Origin of the sequence: Tepidimonas sp. HKU78, assembly GCF_049860815.1 — a bacterium.
Taxonomy (GTDB): domain Bacteria; phylum Pseudomonadota; class Gammaproteobacteria; order Burkholderiales; family Burkholderiaceae_C; genus Tepidimonas.
In genome coordinates this window covers 1,267,950-1,282,181 of record NZ_CP187547.1, presented here as the reverse complement: position 1 = coordinate 1,282,181, position 14,232 = coordinate 1,267,950, and the positions used below count along the sequence as shown (strand labels likewise).

At 63.5% G+C, this 14,232-nt stretch carries 16 protein-coding genes; 3 read left to right on the top strand and 13 right to left on the bottom strand.

What is annotated here, in order from left to right; translation table 11 throughout:
- Positions 1 to 102: 102 nt before the first annotated feature.
- The 13 genes from ACPYIS_RS06330 to ACPYIS_RS06270 form a co-directional block, all read right to left on the bottom strand.
- Positions 103 to 2,430 carry a phage/plasmid primase, P4 family gene (locus ACPYIS_RS06330; protein ID WP_424894878.1) on the bottom strand — a complete coding sequence of 776 codons (2,328 nt, stop codon included), beginning with the start codon at positions 2,428 to 2,430 and terminating at the stop codon, positions 103 to 105.
- Positions 2,423 to 2,896 (bottom strand): hypothetical protein, encoded by a 474-nt coding sequence (locus ACPYIS_RS06325; protein ID WP_425974048.1) that lies wholly within the window; start codon positions 2,894 to 2,896, stop codon positions 2,423 to 2,425. Before ACPYIS_RS06325 ends, ACPYIS_RS06330 begins: the two co-directional genes overlap by 8 nt.
- Positions 2,896 to 3,651 (bottom strand): hypothetical protein, encoded by a 756-nt coding sequence (locus ACPYIS_RS06320; RefSeq protein WP_425974047.1) that lies wholly within the window; start codon positions 3,649 to 3,651, stop codon positions 2,896 to 2,898. The genes ACPYIS_RS06325 and ACPYIS_RS06320 overlap by 1 nt, the downstream gene beginning before the upstream one ends.
- The gene (locus tag ACPYIS_RS06315) at positions 3,638 to 4,186 is read right to left on the bottom strand and encodes an HNH endonuclease signature motif containing protein (RefSeq protein ID WP_425974046.1); all 549 of its coding nucleotides are present in this window, start codon (positions 4,184 to 4,186) and stop codon (positions 3,638 to 3,640) included. The genes ACPYIS_RS06320 and ACPYIS_RS06315 overlap by 14 nt, the downstream gene beginning before the upstream one ends.
- Positions 4,186 to 4,752, bottom strand: coding sequence for a DUF6511 domain-containing protein (locus ACPYIS_RS06310; protein WP_425974044.1), 567 nt, complete (start codon positions 4,750 to 4,752; stop codon positions 4,186 to 4,188). The genes ACPYIS_RS06315 and ACPYIS_RS06310 overlap by 1 nt, the downstream gene beginning before the upstream one ends.
- Positions 4,753 to 5,610 (bottom strand): P63C domain-containing protein, encoded by an 858-nt coding sequence (locus tag ACPYIS_RS06305; RefSeq protein ID WP_425974043.1) that lies wholly within the window; start codon positions 5,608 to 5,610, stop codon positions 4,753 to 4,755. It abuts the gene before it with no gap.
- A gap of 14 nt (positions 5,611 to 5,624) precedes the next feature.
- The gene (locus ACPYIS_RS06300; protein WP_425974041.1) at positions 5,625 to 6,269 is read right to left on the bottom strand and encodes a hypothetical protein; all 645 of its coding nucleotides are present in this window, start codon (positions 6,267 to 6,269) and stop codon (positions 5,625 to 5,627) included.
- A 6-nt stretch (positions 6,270 to 6,275) separates the two neighbouring features.
- Complete coding sequence (locus ACPYIS_RS06295; RefSeq protein WP_425974039.1) at positions 6,276 to 7,148, bottom strand: ATP-binding protein; 873 nt, start codon at positions 7,146 to 7,148, stop codon at positions 6,276 to 6,278.
- On the bottom strand, positions 7,148 to 7,681 hold the full coding sequence (locus ACPYIS_RS06290) for a hypothetical protein (RefSeq protein WP_425974036.1): 534 nt from the start codon (positions 7,679 to 7,681) through the stop codon (positions 7,148 to 7,150). The genes ACPYIS_RS06295 and ACPYIS_RS06290 overlap by 1 nt, the downstream gene beginning before the upstream one ends.
- Positions 7,674 to 8,672, bottom strand: a complete 999-nt coding sequence (locus tag ACPYIS_RS06285; protein WP_425974034.1) for a ParB/RepB/Spo0J family partition protein — start codon at positions 8,670 to 8,672, stop codon at positions 7,674 to 7,676. Before ACPYIS_RS06285 ends, ACPYIS_RS06290 begins: the two co-directional genes overlap by 8 nt.
- Positions 8,672 to 9,235: a hypothetical protein gene (locus ACPYIS_RS06280; protein WP_425974033.1), complete on the bottom strand. Its 564-nt coding sequence runs from the start codon at positions 9,233 to 9,235 to the stop codon at positions 8,672 to 8,674. Before ACPYIS_RS06280 ends, ACPYIS_RS06285 begins: the two co-directional genes overlap by 1 nt.
- A 203-nt stretch (positions 9,236 to 9,438) precedes the next feature.
- The gene (locus ACPYIS_RS06275; protein WP_424894888.1) at positions 9,439 to 10,428 is read right to left on the bottom strand and encodes a hypothetical protein; all 990 of its coding nucleotides are present in this window, start codon (positions 10,426 to 10,428) and stop codon (positions 9,439 to 9,441) included.
- Positions 10,425 to 11,696 (bottom strand): glycine hydroxymethyltransferase, encoded by a 1,272-nt coding sequence (locus ACPYIS_RS06270; protein WP_425974032.1) that lies wholly within the window; start codon positions 11,694 to 11,696, stop codon positions 10,425 to 10,427. Before ACPYIS_RS06270 ends, ACPYIS_RS06275 begins: the two co-directional genes overlap by 4 nt.
- 409 nt (positions 11,697 to 12,105) lie before the next feature.
- Between ACPYIS_RS06270 and ACPYIS_RS06265 the strand changes: the two genes are divergently transcribed.
- Genes ACPYIS_RS06265 through ACPYIS_RS06255 form a run of 3 tightly spaced genes read left to right on the top strand, consistent with a single transcriptional unit; the run spans position 12,106 to position 14,175 of the window.
- On the top strand, positions 12,106 to 12,255 hold the full coding sequence (locus ACPYIS_RS06265; protein ID WP_424894890.1) for a hypothetical protein: 150 nt from the start codon (positions 12,106 to 12,108) through the stop codon (positions 12,253 to 12,255).
- 14 nt (positions 12,256 to 12,269) lie between these two features.
- Positions 12,270 to 13,118, top strand: a complete 849-nt coding sequence (locus ACPYIS_RS06260; protein WP_424894891.1) for a DUF2971 domain-containing protein — start codon at positions 12,270 to 12,272, stop codon at positions 13,116 to 13,118.
- A 10-nt stretch (positions 13,119 to 13,128) separates the two neighbouring features.
- The gene (locus tag ACPYIS_RS06255) at positions 13,129 to 14,175 is read left to right on the top strand and encodes an FRG domain-containing protein (protein WP_424894892.1); all 1,047 of its coding nucleotides are present in this window, start codon (positions 13,129 to 13,131) and stop codon (positions 14,173 to 14,175) included.
- Positions 14,176 to 14,232 lie beyond the last annotated feature (57 nt).

Below are 14,232 nucleotides of genomic sequence, written 5' to 3'. Positions count from 1 at the left end.
TCGGACAGGTCTGCCGGTTACCCTCTTCACGCGTGCGCGCGTGTAGGCGTAAATCAGTGAGTCTGTCCGATCCGTCAGAACCGCGTCGATTCATGGTTTGGGTCAGTTGTCGGCATAGGGCGTGAAGCGGTCCTTCGGGGTCTCCTTGAGGCCCACCCCCTGGAATCCCCGCAGTCCCATGCCGTTGCGCCACTTCTCCAGGCCCCGGGTGAGCAGCAGATCGGCAAAACGCTTTTGCGAGCCGACGAACTCCCCGGCCGCCTCCGCCCACTGCTTCCAGTCGGTGAAGAGCTCGGCCGTCAGCGACTTGGCATTGGGGTGGCGCACGCAGCGCTCCTCGAGCCAGCGGCCCAGCGCGTCTTCCGCCTCGAAGTACTCGTCCGTCGCATCCAGCACCGATTGAGGCTGGCGCAGCCCCTCGCGCTGCCAGGCAAGACACCCCTCGACGCCCCAGCTGAAGATGCCGTTGGCTTCCGCCAGCAACTTGGTCTGCAGCTGCTTGTCGCGCTTTTCCGGGGGCACGGTGATCGTGAAGGGGATCAGGTGCAGGCGCCGGCGCATGGCCTCGTCGATGTTGCGGATGGCCGGCTTGTGGTTGCCCGCGATCACCAACTTGAACTGCGGCACATAGGTGAAGAAGTCCTGGCGCATGAAGCGCGCGGACACCCGGTCGCCGCCGGTGATCTCCTTGATCTTCGACTCGTTCCAGCGCCGACCCTGTTCGGTCTCGGTCGCGCCCACGAAGCGCGAACCCCGCAGCCCAGCCAGATCGGTCGGGTGCCGATCCCCACGCGTTTCCATGAAGGTGTCCATGGGCGCGTTGGCGGCGTAGTCCCCGAGCAGCGTGAAGAGCGTGTTCACGAACACCGACTTGCCGTTGGCGCCGGTGCCGTAGAGGAAGAACAAGGCGTGCTCGCTGGTCGCGCCGGTCAGGCAGTAGCCAAACACCCGCTGCAGGTAGGACTGCAGCTCGGCATCGCCGCCGGTGACCTGTTCCAGGAAGCGCATCCAAGTCGGGCAGGTGCTCCCCGGCACCAGGGTGGCCGAAGCAATCTTGGTCATCCGGTCGGCACGGTCATGGGGGCGCATCCGACCGGTGCGCAGATCCACCACGCCACCCGGCGTGTTGATCAGCCAGATGTCCGCATCCCACTCGTCGGTGGTCGCTGCGTGCCGGCGGTCGGTGCGGGCCAGACGTTCCACCCCGCCCACGGTGCTGCTGGCGGCGAGCTTGGCCGCGACCTTGCTGCTGTCCGCACGCACCGCCGCGTGGCGACAGACGTGGCGAATCAGATCGGTGGCCGCCAGCGTCTCCTCGGCCCGCCAGCGCTGCCCATCCCACATCAGCCACTTGCCCCAGGCCGCGATGTAGCGCCAGTCGCGCTGGTAACGGCGGGTAAAGCTCACCGCAAGCGCATCTTCGGTGCCCCAGACCGTGGCATCGCTGTCGTGAACATCGTCATGGTCGGCAGCATCGAAGTGAGTCGATGGCGCTTGGTCATCGTCGAAGGGCTGCACCGTGATACGCGGGCCGGTCGCAATAAAACCCGTGACATCGAAGCCCTCGGCCAAGGCGTCCGCCGCATCCCAGCCTTCCGTCTTCGCATCAGGGGGCAGAAGAATCGCGCAGGAGGTAGCCCCCGCCATGAGCACAGCTTGCGACGCCGCCTCAGCGTAGCCGAATCCCGGTTTGTCACGGTCCGGCCAGATGAGCACAGCTTTGCCAGCGAGCGGCGACCAGTCGGTCTTGTCGACCGGCGCATTGGCGCCGTGCATCGCCGTGGTCGCCACGATGCCGGCCTCGATCAAGGCCTGCGCGCACTTCTCGCCCTCGACCAAGATCACCTGTTCGGCAGCAACGATGCCCGGCTGGTTGTAGAGCGGGCGTGGCTCGGGTGGGGCCATCTTGCGGCGCTTGGCATCCCAGGGTCGGAACTCCTTGCAGCCCGGTGCCGGGTCGTAGCGGTAGACGCAGGCGATCAGATTGCCGCCTGCATCCAGGTAGTCCCACTTGGCCGTGGCCGGCCCCAGCTCGTCGACCGGGGCTTCGGCCTTCTTGCGCTTCGGCGGATGGCTGGTGGCCCGACCGACCAGTTGCCCGGCGATTTCCAGCACCCGGGTAAAGTCCGCCTGAGTGTCGAGCCCATGGTGAGCGGCGATCAGATCGAAGATGTCACCGCCTTCACCCGTGGCGTGGTCGTGCCACAGACCGGCGGTTTCCCCCTTGAGCGACACCTCGAGGCTGTCGCCCGGACTGCCGAGCACATCACCGACCAGGTACTTCTGGCCACGCTTCTTGCCGGCCGGCAGCAGCGTCATCAGCACCGACTCCAGGCGCGCCAGCAGATCGGCACGGATGGCGTCGCGTTGTTGGTTGAGATCACCACCAGAAGCATTGGCCACCGGTGGCACCGAATTGAAATCAAGCATGGATCAGTCCTCCCTGTAGCGGATGGTTGTGGGCGGCGTGGCAGGTGATGGAATGCACGGGCGCGCTGCTGGCGCTGACCACCGGCTCGGCAGGAACTGGCGGCACCGGCACCTTGATCGGCACCTTCTGCCAATGCGATTTCTCGTTGGCGAGGTAGCCTGCCTTGCGGGCGACGAAGCGCACGAAGTCCGGATGCAAGCCGACGAGGTCACACCAGAGCGTGAGGTCGTCCCCGAGCAGAAAGCGCCGGGCCTCGCGCCGCATCCGCCGGTTGGTCAAACTCAGGCTGTCGTGGATGGCGCGGGCGAGCACCGCCACCACCAGTCTGGACTCCGGGCACACGAGGAAGGTGTGACGGTTCAACACCTTCTCGATGGCCTGCAGCCCGACCAGGGGTTTGGGTGGCGACCAGCGATCCACCCACTCGGTGCGGTAGATCTTGCGGGGCTTAGAAGCTGTGCTCATCACACACCTCCCCAGCAGCGCTGCGCATAGGGGCAGAACTTGCACTCGAAGTGACTGGCCTCGGCGAAGGCGCGTGGCAGCAGCTCACCGGCCTCGGTCGCCTGAATCACCCGCACCGCGCGGTCGGACATCTTCTGGGCAAGCGGCGCATCGAAGGGCACCAGCTCGAACCACAGCTCCTCGCTGTCCTTGTTGATGGCGGCGAAGAGCGCCGGGTTGCGGCTGATGCCTGCGACCGTGCCTTCCATGTAGGCCTGGTACACGGCGATCTGGGCGGCATAGATGGGCTTGGCGACCGCCACGCCAGACTTGGCGCAGGCCTTCCAGTGCTTGTCGGCCATGGTCTTGCACTCGAAGAGCATCGGGAACGACAGGCCCAGCTCTGGCGGTGCCGCCGTGATGATCCCGTCGACGTGGCCCTTGATCCGGCCACCGGCCACCGAGAATCCGAACTGGCCGCCGTTGGCCTTCTGGTTGTGCAGCTCGAAGCCAGCCATGCGCAGCCAGCGCACAGCCAGGTCTTCCAGCGCATGGCCGACCTCGAACACCCGCAGGATGCGGCCAGAAAATCCCCGGCCGGGATCGACCGGCGCACCGGCGTACTCATACTGAAGCGCCCGTTCGCAGGCCACACCCAGACGGGAGGCGCCGAGGTAGTCGCGCGGCGTCTGTTCCGCACGTTCGGCATCCAAGGCGGCATCGATGAAGCCCGTTACCCGCTCGTGGAAAGCCGGTCTGTGATTAAAGTCCAGCATCGATATGCCTCCATGTTTTTTGGTGCTTGATCGCGTCGATGGCACTGGGCGTCACCCCGGCCAGCACCGATAGCTCCTTGGGTGAGCACGCACCAACTGCAAGCAGGCGCTTGATGACCTGTACCTGTTTGCTGTTCAGACGTGCTGAACTACTACGCTCTCCGCGAGCTGCTCTCCCCTTGGCCTTCATGTCAGCCAGGTTCTCGGCGTGTGTCCCAAGCCAGAGGTGCGCCGGATTCACACAACGTGGCGTATCGCAGCGATGGCAGACATGCAGCCCATCAGGGATAGGGCCGTAGGTAAGCTCCCACGCTGCGCGGTGAGTGGTGGTCTTTGCGCCTCGAAGCGCATTGCCCTCTGGCTCGCGACGGATCTGTCCATAGCCCCTGACGTTGGTGCTACCCAGCCACAGCCAACAACCATCGGGGCCTGCACCCAGATCAACGCGGCTCCAAAGCCGTACCGATAAGGGGAGAGGCTTGCGCCGAACGACGCACCGCCCTGTGTTCGGCTGATGAGTGGCGTCTTTCTGCATCACTTCGCCCTCCCACGCTTGCCCGACTTGGCCTCCACCGACTCCCCGGTCTCCCAGGGCAGGTCGTCCTCCAGATCGGCGAAGGGGTTGGCCGGATCGAAGGCGGTCGTTGCCGGTGCCGGCTCCAGCTTGGCCACCGGCTGTGGCGCCTGCGTCTCATAGGGCGCAATCCCCCGCACCGGCGGATACTTCGCCTGTTGGTGGAGCGCCGCCATGGCTTCCGTCCAGCCGGTGACGATGGCCTCGATCACCTGCAAGGCCTCGGCTTCGCTGTAGTGACCCAACGGTTTGTCAAAGCCGATCTCGCCAGCGGCCTCGCCAAAGAACTTCAGGCAGGCGCGCATCGCCGCGCGCTCGAATTCGGTTGGATCAACCATGAGTACGTCCTCCTGCCTGGGGTCGGTTCGCAGCCACTGGCCATAGAGCGCGTGAAACGCGTCCTGGCAGCGCCGGCTGCAAAAGACCCAGTCCATCGGATACCGACGGGCTTCGCCCACCCGGAAGCGGTTGTCGCTGTGGCCGAGGCCACGGGCCTGCCGCTTGCAGACCCAACACTGCCCGGCCATTCATTGCCCTCCCTCCAGCGCACCGATGAAGAGGGTCATCTGCAGCGGCTGGCTGCCAAACGCCGTGGCGCAGCGGGTGTCGAAGTCCCGGTAGGTCATCGACGAGCGCGCGATCATGGTCACCGCGTGGATCTGCTTTTCCAGGAGGGCGAGACCGCCTTCGGAGAGCCACTGGTGGGCCTTGTCGGAGAGGCGCTTGCGGTTACGGATCTCCTCAATGATTTCGCGGGGCATGATCACGTCGTACACCCAGCGCAGGGTGATCTGGCCGATCACCGCCGGCGGGTTTTGCTGATGGCCCTGGTAGTGCCAGCCAAAGAGGCGAAACAGCGCCCGGTAGTAATCGGGGCTGAAGCGCCGCTCCCAGCTGGCCACCCGCTCACGCAGCAAACGCGAGATCAAGGCCTGCAGGGCATCGGGGGCACGGTGGTATTGGTAACCGGTGGCCTCATCGATCAGCGCGACTTCGCCGGTCTTGGCGAGCGCCTTCAGGATGCGCTGGCAGTTGGGCACCAGGTGCTGGCGTTTGCGGTGCAGACGGCCTTCGAGCGCGGCGTCGATCACGCCCGAGGCGACCTCACTGATCACCCCGGCCGGAAAAAACGCCGTGGTCTGCCCCGACGGCAGGCGGATGCTGCAGGCGTTCTCCTGCAAGACCTCCGCTGCGCCCGGGGCGACATCGGACAGCAGGGTTTTGAATTGGCTGCCCCGGCGCGATTCGTGCAGGCCGATGGCGGTGGCCAACTGGCGCTGCACATAACCCCGGGTGCCGTCTTCCAGTACCACGGCTTCCACCGCCAGGTCACCGAAGCGCACCACGCCATAGTGGCTGGTGGTCAGGATAGGTGTGCTCATCATCGTCACGCTCTCCCTTACTGTGCCCAGGCGGGCTTGCCGCTGGGGACGGTGGAAGACGTAGGACGTGCGGCAGCGGCTGGTGGCGTATAGCTGGGTGCAGCGACCGCTGCCGGCGCACCAGAGTTGCCACCGGGATTGCCAGTACCACCCTTGGGCACAACACCCATGATCAGGGCGTAGTCCTTGTGATCCGGCTCGATGGCGGCCTTGATGGTGTTGCGGTCCTCGCCCCGGCCGTCCTTCTCGATATCGATGCGGGCGGCAAATTCCAGGCCATCCAGGTCGGCAAAGCCGCTGATGCGCCGTGCAGCCTGGGCTTGCGGGCTGTTGTCGCCGGGGTGGATGTTGCGGGCGCTGTTGAGTGCGGCGCGCACGAAGGTGCGGCCCATGTTCCCCCAGGTCGGGCCCTTGGCAGAGTACAGGCCAATGTTCCACCACACCTTGCGCCTGGCGAACGGACCTTCCATCACCACGCCCTCGCAGGCGAGATAGACGGCGCCGGTGTCATGGGACTGGGTGGCCCATCCGCCGGTCCAGCCCTGGCTCGGATCGTCAAAGCCGCCCGGCTTGATGCTCATGCGCACCCGGGCCAGCGTGCCCTTGGGAATCAGGTCGAAGGATTGTTGTTGATCAGCGGTGTTGAAGTCGAAGAATGACATGGCGGATTACTCCTGGGATGCGTGGGATTCGTTGAGAGAAGGCAATGCGGTGGTCAGGGGCGCAGACGCAGCGCGTGCGCCGCTTTGCGCCTGGGCGCACTTGGCGATCAGCTGACCGAGATGCGGGGGCTCGACGAGCTCGAGTCGGCCGGAACGGTCCTTGGCCGGCAGCCCCCAGGGATTGACCGTGTGGCAGACAAAGGCCCGGTAGGCTTCGCCCTCGTCGGTCTTGAGCTCGGCCAATGTGATGACCTCATCGACGATGCCGGGCAGCTGCAGACTGGTCTTGGCGCCATCGATCTGCGGCGCGAAGACCTTGCGGTTGAAGTCGTCGGTGACTTCATCCAGGATCGCCACGAAGACGACGTGCTTGCCCCGGGCGTGCTGCAGATGGGTCAGTGCGCCGATCATTTCGCTGCCCAGAAGCCCGTAGGCGCCGCGCAGATCTGCCTTGCCGGTACGGTCCGAGAACGCTGCCGGCTGGCTCTTGGCCCAGGTCAGGCACAGGCGTGAAAGCACCGTGATCGAGTCGACAAAGTAGGTGTCGTACTTGCCCAGTTGCTCTGGGCTGCCGTACTGCTGGCAGACATGGTCGAAGTGCGCCTGCGAGAACGGTGCCTCGGCCGGCAGGGCCGGATTCGGTCCCGCCAGAAACACCGCTAGATCCCGGAACTCGGGCCAGGTCTTGGGGCGCACGCAGTCACCGCGCCAGTCCTTGACCGACAGATCGCCGGCTTCCAGATCGACGAACAGGGTGCTCGCTTCAGGCAGCGTCTTGAGCTGGGTGGTCTTGCCCAGACCACTCTTGCCCAGCAGGACGAGCTTGACGCCGTGGCGTTCGGCCAGGCGCTGATCGGCGGAGATGATCGGGAATGCCATCACGCCACCTCCGTCATCAACAGATTGGCCGACGAGAGCGTGGCCAAGAGCGGGCTGTCATCCGTGGCGCCGGCAGCAAGCGCCAGGTCACGCAGCTCCTTCAGGGCGCGGTGGCGACGAGTGTCGGCATTGATCTGGGCACCCAGAAGTGCCAGATGCGCATCGACGTCGGCCAAGGTGGCTTGGGCGAGCGGCTTGTAGATGACGCCCTCGTCGTCCACCGAGTCCAGTTCCACACCCGGTGGCGGCACGCTGATGGCTGGCGGCAGATGCGCCTGCAAGGCATCGGGTATGCCCGGCAGCGTGATCTGGGCGCGCTCGTTTTTGCTGGGGCGGCGCTTCAATTCGCGGCGAGCAATGTCGGTCAGGGCGTCCTCGGCCAGACGGGCGCCAATGCTCTGCACATCGCTCGGGTGCAGGGCGCAGACGACACGGGCAACCTCACGCGGGCGGGCATGGCCGATGACTTCGAAGGCGTTGCTGATTTCTGCGCGCACGGCTTCGCGCAGCAGGCTCATGACGGGATCACGCATGGCGAGCTCCTTTCCAGATTTGGTCGAAACGGGTGATGAGGGGGACGGCCTGCGCGAGCCAGGCCGAGAGGTTCTGGTGCTGGTAGTGCGGCACGCAGCCGATGAGCGACTCCGGGTCGGTGTCGATGCGGCACAGCGATTCCAAGCCTTCGCGCAGCGCGAGCCAGCGCTCGGTGGCAAGGGCAGATTCGGGAGAGACTTCCGGGCCGTGGTAGCGACCATCGGAGCCGAGCACCAGCGTGCGGTTTTGCTGGGCGATGCGTTTGGCTTCAGACGGGGTGGGTAGCGGCGGTTCTTCGGCCTTGATGACCTCGACCACGGCGCACTGCTCGATGCCGGAGAGGTGCTGGTCGGCGGCGACCTGATCGAAGATCTTCACGGCCGAGGGACCGCAGACACCGGCCTCCTTGATGCGCGCTTTCACCTCGCGGGCGATGGCGCGGATCTCCTCGGGCGTTTTGGTGAGGGCTGCGCGCTGGGTGTCGGCGGGCAAACGAGAGAGCTCGGCCGCTGCTGAGACTGAAATTTCGCCACCCTTGACTGCGGCCTGTAGCTCGTCAATGCCATGATCGAGCACTGCCCGTGCGTGCTGCACAGTACGTCGAGAGACCTTGAGGTGCTGAGCCGCCTCGTCCTGGGTAAATGCGCAAATTTGCGCATTTGCATCAGGCCTGCCATGAGGCAGTGTGGCCAAACGCGCTGCAATGATGGCGCGCTGCCCTTCACTCAGATGCCGACGATGCAGATTGAGCGAAACGACCAGACCGAAGGGGTCGCCGTCGTCGGCGCTGACCTGACGCACCAGGGGCTCCAGTCCCAGTTGCTCGCAAGCGCGCAGGCGGTGGCGACCGTCGATGACCTGGCCATCCAGAACGAGGATCGGTTCGCGCTGGCCGTGTGCGGCGATGTCCGCCACCAGGGCTGCGAAGGCCGCCTCATCCATGACCGGGAAGAGCTCGGCGGCTGGATGCAGGGGAAAGGCAGTGGTCATCACTTACCCTCCCCAGTCGTGTCCAGGCGGCGCAGCACAAACTTCGGCGCCTTGGGCGTGACGGTGCGCAGGGCCTCGAACGGCGCGCGCAGGGTCTGGGGCCAGGCCTTGAACTTGGCTTCCGACACCGAATACTTGATCTCGACGTACTCGCGCGGATCGCCACCGGTGGCTTCGATCTTGGCCACCAGCTCGGCCAGACCTTGGGCATCCCATTTGACGTCTTTGCCGATCTCGACGGCGATGTCGAAGTCACCGTCGGGGATGTGGGTGGTGCCGGTGTCCTGACCTTGGGCCAAGAGTTGCGCACGCGCCTGCTCGCCATAGCGCAGCTCCAGGCCCGCCTGCACCAGGTTGCTCAAGGTGCCGAGCTCGGACTTGGCTTCGGCAATGAAGCGCAAAAGCGCCGCGACGTTCTCCAGCGGCAGGTCACGGATGACCGTGGCCGAGAGATCGAGGAAGGGGATGGGCAGCGAGATGCCGCTTTGGGAAAGCGCTGCCGCCAGGGGGGTGGGGGCAAGCGGGGTGGCCGCGAGGGCCGGATTCAGCGTGTTGCTGGTCATGGAAATGCTCCTTAAAAAATTGGCCTGAATTCGGTTGCGGACTCGCCGCCGCCGACAGGTGCATTTCCTCAAGGCGCATTACACAGAGCGCTACACGCATTACACAGACCCATTACACAAACGCGTTTCGTGCCTGCAGAATGCAAAAAACCCGGTCTGGGATCGCCAGCCGGGTTCTTGTGTGAGGGGGGGGTATGGATGTGCTATTTCAGCCAGTACGCATCCTCATCGCTGATCTTGAGGGCATAGCGCTCCTCGTCATCGTCGTAGTGGATGAAGCCATGGTAGACCTCGGGGATGCGCTGAAAGGTCTTGCTGGGCGAGAACTTCTCGTCCTTGGAGCCCGTTGCCGCCCGTAATGCATCGCGCCCCAATTCGTGATCGCGGCTGTCGATCAGCGCCACCAGGATGGCCTTTTGCTGGCGAGTCAGTCTGATCGCCTGACCTTGCCAATACACAAGCGCCTCGCTGGCTGTGTAACGCAGTGTGTTGGTATGCGAGCGCTCATCCGCTGCCACGACCTGGGCACCGCCCGTCTTGAGGCGGTTGTCGAAGAACTCGAAGGTGCTTTGGCCCAATCGCCCCACTGTGTGCAGCGTTCTGACCTGAGCCCCGGCCAGTGGCGAAAAGGCCGGCAGCGGCGTCTCGCTGGTAGTCAGGATCATGGCATCTTGCAGTACGCCCTCGCCTTGGAGGTGCTCACGCAAGGCTTGGGCGACAGCAAGCTCGTGCAAAGTGCGGGCAAAGTACCAGGTATGCAGTTGGCCGGCGCGAGGCTGGGTGGTGCCCAGCCGCCAGACCACACCCGGCTGGATCACACGCACGCCCTGCGGCATCAGCCCCAGGCCAATCATCAGGTGCGTAATCAGCTGCTCGGCGGCAGGTTGGTAGGTTTTACGGATGTAGGCCGGTGCCACAATGGGTCCGCATTCCGGGCACATTTGCAGCACTTGGTTGTCACCCACGGCATAGGACTTGGGCGGATCATCGACCACGCGTGCCAATTCGATCCAGCAGTCGTAGCAGGTCGCCGACGCCAGATCGCCGGTGAACCGTAACAGTCGCTCCCTGAACAGGGAGTGCGCAGCTGGCGCCCAAGGCCCTTCAAACAGCGCCTTGCCGTTGATGCGGGTGTCTTGTTGATCCAGCAGTCGGCACAAGAGCGTCGTCGCTTCTACCTGGGCCGTGCTCATACCGCCAGCGCTGCCGCATCAGCATCGGACTCCGCGGTGATCGTCGGCACCGGCTCATCGCCATCGACGACGTTCAGGGCGCGCAGTACCGCCTGGGCCATGGGCTGATGCTTGGCTGGCAGGTTCTTGATGGTGGACGAGCCCGAGGAGAAAACGTTGAAGCTGAAATGGCCACGGCGGATTTTTTCGGTGGGGTAGACCATCAGCGTGGCGCCGTCGAGGTTGTACTCGGCCTCGAAGGCGTGGCTGACCTTCAGGCGGGCGCGGGCGAGTGCCAAGGCGTCGGGGTCGGATTCGGCTTCCGACGCTTCAAAGTGAATGATCTCGCCGCTGCTGTTCATCGGCGTGAACTGGGCACGACGCAGGCGCACCTTGCGAATGCCATAACGCCCCCAGTCCTCGAAGGGGTCCAGCCCATCGCGCAGGGCGTTGAGGCGGTAGCGCTTGGGCTCGATCTCTTCCGGCTTGATCTCATGGCCGACCAGATGTTTGCCGAAGAGTTGCAGCACCGCCTTGTGGTTTTTGGCACCGCCCTTGACGATGGTTTCGACGAACCCGGTCTGCGGGTCATAGAGCAGCGCCGTTTCCAGCGCGATGCGGGTGGTGATGCGGCTGAAATGGTTCTGGCTGAAATGCGCCAGGGCGGTCACCGGGCCTTCGACGTAGAGCGTGATCTGGATGTGGTGCTCGCGCTGGCTGACCTCGATGTGCGTGGACTTGCCGGCACCAGCCTTCTTGTAAATGTCGGCCACCGCCTGACTGAACGCTTCCAGCGCTGCACGATCCGCCGTGGGATCAAGCCCGGCTTCGATCCGGTGCTTCTTCCAGTATTTGCCGTGGGTTTTGGCCAGGAAGGACAGGTGCAGTTCGGTCTGGCGGAAGGCCTCATCGCGGAAGGTGAACATCCACATCGCCTTCTCACGGTCGTCGCGGTCGGCAAAGGCAGCCAACACCTCCTCATCGTCGGCGCACGTAAGCTGGAATTCCTCGACCGCCAGCGGGTTGGCCATCAGGTGGCAGCGGCGCAGGTCGTCATACCAGTAGCCCAGCGCATCGGCAATCGCCTTGCGCTCCTCGGGCGTCATCTCACGCGTCGGCAGTTCCGTGGCCAGCGCTTCAACCGCCTGACTCACCATGGCCGGCAGCGTCGCCTCTTCCTGCGTCCAGTCCAGCGTCAAGTGCGGGCCGAGAACATGGGCCTCGGTGAACTCGCGCAGCGTCGGCATACCAATGTGACGCAGGAAATGGGGTGGGTTGAAGACGCTCATGGCAACTCCGTATCAAACCTGAAATCGGCGTTGCGCGCCAAGACAAGTAGCCGCCCCGCGCTCGCCGGCCCTCCGTCTCGCAGTGCCCCGGCACCTTGATTGACGACCTCGACACGTGACTTCACTGAACTTGTGCCGGGAAGGTTCAGCTGACGGATTGCAGCTACTCTATCACTGTTATTTTGTACAGCATATGACGAAATGGAATATACGAGAAGCTGATTATCTCTCGCTGGAATTACCACGTTTGTTGTTGATCCGCTGGTACCAGGTGGTCGATGCCAGCCTGTCAGAACCCAGCGCTGGGCGGATCGTCAAGCGTTGATGAGCACAAGATGCTGGTGTATGCTTTTCCCATGAAACCCGAGCGCAGGCTTGGTTCGCGCGCGAGCCGGCCAAGATGCCGATCATGGAGATGACCAAGGTGGCCGGCAACTACGGCTACACGCTGACCTTGCTGGTGATGCCGGAGGCGGAGAAGCGCTGGCGGCGGCGGGACCAGGAACCGGTGGAGGATAGCTATGACCGGTTCATTTCCCGAAAACAGAAGCCTTATTGAGTTCATTCAGATCCATGACTACAAGACTGACCTGCTTCAAATACCGCAGCCCCGCTGCCGCGCTCCGTTGCTTGGCGGAAGGCTCGCTGTACTTCGCCAAACCGTCGAAACTCAACGACACGCTTGAGGCCAAGTACGACCACGACACCCCACAGAACTTCACTCGGGTGATGGCGCAGACCTACAGTGAGATCAGCCAGCAGCGCGGTGGGCCTGCACTCGAACTCGATCAGCGTGGCATGGCTGATATAGCGGAAGCTCACGCCCGGGAATGCCAGCACCTGCAGGCTTTCACAGACCAGATCGGCATTTTCTCGGCAGCGCAACGCCCGGATCACCAAGCGATGTGGGCCTACTATGCCGACAATGCATCTGGTGTTTGTTTCGAGTTGGAATGGAGCCATGAGATCGCTGAGCGACATCAGCTCTGGGCAACGGACGTGCAGTACCACGGCGAGACGCGCGTTCATAACCGTGCCGAGGACTGGCGCCATGTGTTCCTTGAGCTCGCCCAAGAGCATCCCGACGCCAGTCTTGATGCTTTGCACAAGCTGTCACTTGAAGAGGAAGTCAGCCGAGAATGGGGACGCCGGACTGCAACACGAGCCGCCTCGATCAAACACACCGACTGGACGCATGAAAAAGAAATTCGCCTACTGGCGCCAAGATCTGGCGCGCTTCCAGTTCTGGGCGAGGTTCTGAAGCGCGTCCACTTTGTCCGTACGGATGGTGAGCACTGGGGCGCGATCATGCAACTCTTGCGCGCTTACTACCCAACCGTCGAGACGACGCACTGGCAATTCACCCATGGCGAACTCAGCGCCATTCCGACGCCGATGGAAGTTCGGCTGATCCCGGTGTGAGCTTCGCAGAATGCCTATCCTGCCCAACCTTGACGAACTCCGTGACCGGCTCGCGATCCCGGCAATTAACACCGGCCGACAGATCCACCTTTTTGGCCACGCTGCCGGCCTAGTCACCGATGACTTGGAAGGCCTGCATGCCATTGCCGACGAGAATGGCTGCATCCGATTGATCTCTGGCACCGAGTTTTCGATGCAGATGTACAGGGGGCAGGCACAGGCATATCCGCGCTGCATCCCCACGCTGGCCAGGCTGGAGAAAGTCGAGGATCAGTTCTTGGCCCTATGCCGCCGTATCGCCTTCGAGGATGCCATTGGCGAGCACCCGATGGTGAACTTGGCTGAACGGATAAGGCTTTGGGATTCGCCCCTGTACGTTGACCGAGAGGGACTCGCGCAACACTACGGACTGGCCACCGATATGCTGGATGTCACCAGCAACTTTGACGTTGCCAGTTTCTTCGCCACCTGTGCATGGAATTCAGTTCTGCGCAAATATGAGCCGGTCACCGACAATCTCGCTACTGGCGTCATCTACCGAATCACCCCTGCGCTCATGTGCAGCATGGCGCGACCCGATGAACCGTTCGGCCCAGTGCATATCGTCGGCTGGCAGCCGCTTCCCCGACCTGAGCAACAGCGCGCTTTTGTCGTAAAAATGAAGCCCGGCCAGGATTTCACTTCACTGCCTACCGTCGAGACATTTCGTTTCCTGCACCAGGCGCACATCTCGCACCGTATTTGGAATGCTTTCGACCAGGGCGCTGCACTATTCCCGGCAGACGCGGCCGCCGAGCTTGCCCGTCGAGCCGAATCTCTGAGCGAATTCACCGAAAGCCAAATCGAGCGTGCGTTGCAACGGCTGGCCGAATGGACTGCGGAAACTGACAATCCCATCGACACAGTCCAAATCCAGACGACAACAGGGATAAAGGTGGTTGCAACACCACGACTGAACTGGAGCGGCCTCGATATTGAAACCTCAGAGGAGCGATTGATGGAGCAGTTCAGAGAGGTTGTTGATCGCGTCCGATTCCGCATGGCTGCCTACGGGTAAGCAGCCTCACCTCACAGCCACCACCTCCACCGCCTCCCGCAGCCGCTCCTGGCTCAG

Bases quoted from the DNA above. Each gene is read 5' to 3' on its own strand.
- ACPYIS_RS06330 (WP_424894878.1), bottom strand. From the start codon at position 2,430: ATGCTTGATTTCAATTCGGTGCCACCGGTGGCCAATGCTTCTGGTGGT.
- ACPYIS_RS06325 (WP_425974048.1), bottom strand. From the start codon at position 2,896: ATGAGCACAGCTTCTAAGCCCCGCAAGATCTACCGCACCGAGTGGGTG.
- ACPYIS_RS06320 (WP_425974047.1), bottom strand. From the start codon at position 3,651: ATGCTGGACTTTAATCACAGACCGGCTTTCCACGAGCGGGTAACGGGC.
- ACPYIS_RS06315 (WP_425974046.1), bottom strand. From the start codon at position 4,186: ATGCAGAAAGACGCCACTCATCAGCCGAACACAGGGCGGTGCGTCGTT.
- ACPYIS_RS06310 (WP_425974044.1), bottom strand. From the start codon at position 4,752: ATGGCCGGGCAGTGTTGGGTCTGCAAGCGGCAGGCCCGTGGCCTCGGC.
- ACPYIS_RS06305 (WP_425974043.1), bottom strand. From the start codon at position 5,610: ATGATGAGCACACCTATCCTGACCACCAGCCACTATGGCGTGGTGCGC.
- ACPYIS_RS06300 (WP_425974041.1), bottom strand. From the start codon at position 6,269: ATGTCATTCTTCGACTTCAACACCGCTGATCAACAACAATCCTTCGAC.
- ACPYIS_RS06295 (WP_425974039.1), bottom strand. From the start codon at position 7,148: ATGGCATTCCCGATCATCTCCGCCGATCAGCGCCTGGCCGAACGCCAC.
- ACPYIS_RS06290 (WP_425974036.1), bottom strand. From the start codon at position 7,681: ATGCGTGATCCCGTCATGAGCCTGCTGCGCGAAGCCGTGCGCGCAGAA.
- ACPYIS_RS06285 (WP_425974034.1), bottom strand. From the start codon at position 8,672: ATGACCACTGCCTTTCCCCTGCATCCAGCCGCCGAGCTCTTCCCGGTC.
- ACPYIS_RS06280 (WP_425974033.1), bottom strand. From the start codon at position 9,235: ATGACCAGCAACACGCTGAATCCGGCCCTCGCGGCCACCCCGCTTGCC.
- ACPYIS_RS06275 (WP_424894888.1), bottom strand. From the start codon at position 10,428: ATGAGCACGGCCCAGGTAGAAGCGACGACGCTCTTGTGCCGACTGCTG.
- ACPYIS_RS06270 (WP_425974032.1), bottom strand. From the start codon at position 11,696: ATGAGCGTCTTCAACCCACCCCATTTCCTGCGTCACATTGGTATGCCG.
- ACPYIS_RS06265 (WP_424894890.1), top strand. From the start codon at position 12,106: ATGGAGATGACCAAGGTGGCCGGCAACTACGGCTACACGCTGACCTTG.
- ACPYIS_RS06260 (WP_424894891.1), top strand. From the start codon at position 12,270: ATGACTACAAGACTGACCTGCTTCAAATACCGCAGCCCCGCTGCCGCG.
- ACPYIS_RS06255 (WP_424894892.1), top strand. From the start codon at position 13,129: ATGCCTATCCTGCCCAACCTTGACGAACTCCGTGACCGGCTCGCGATC.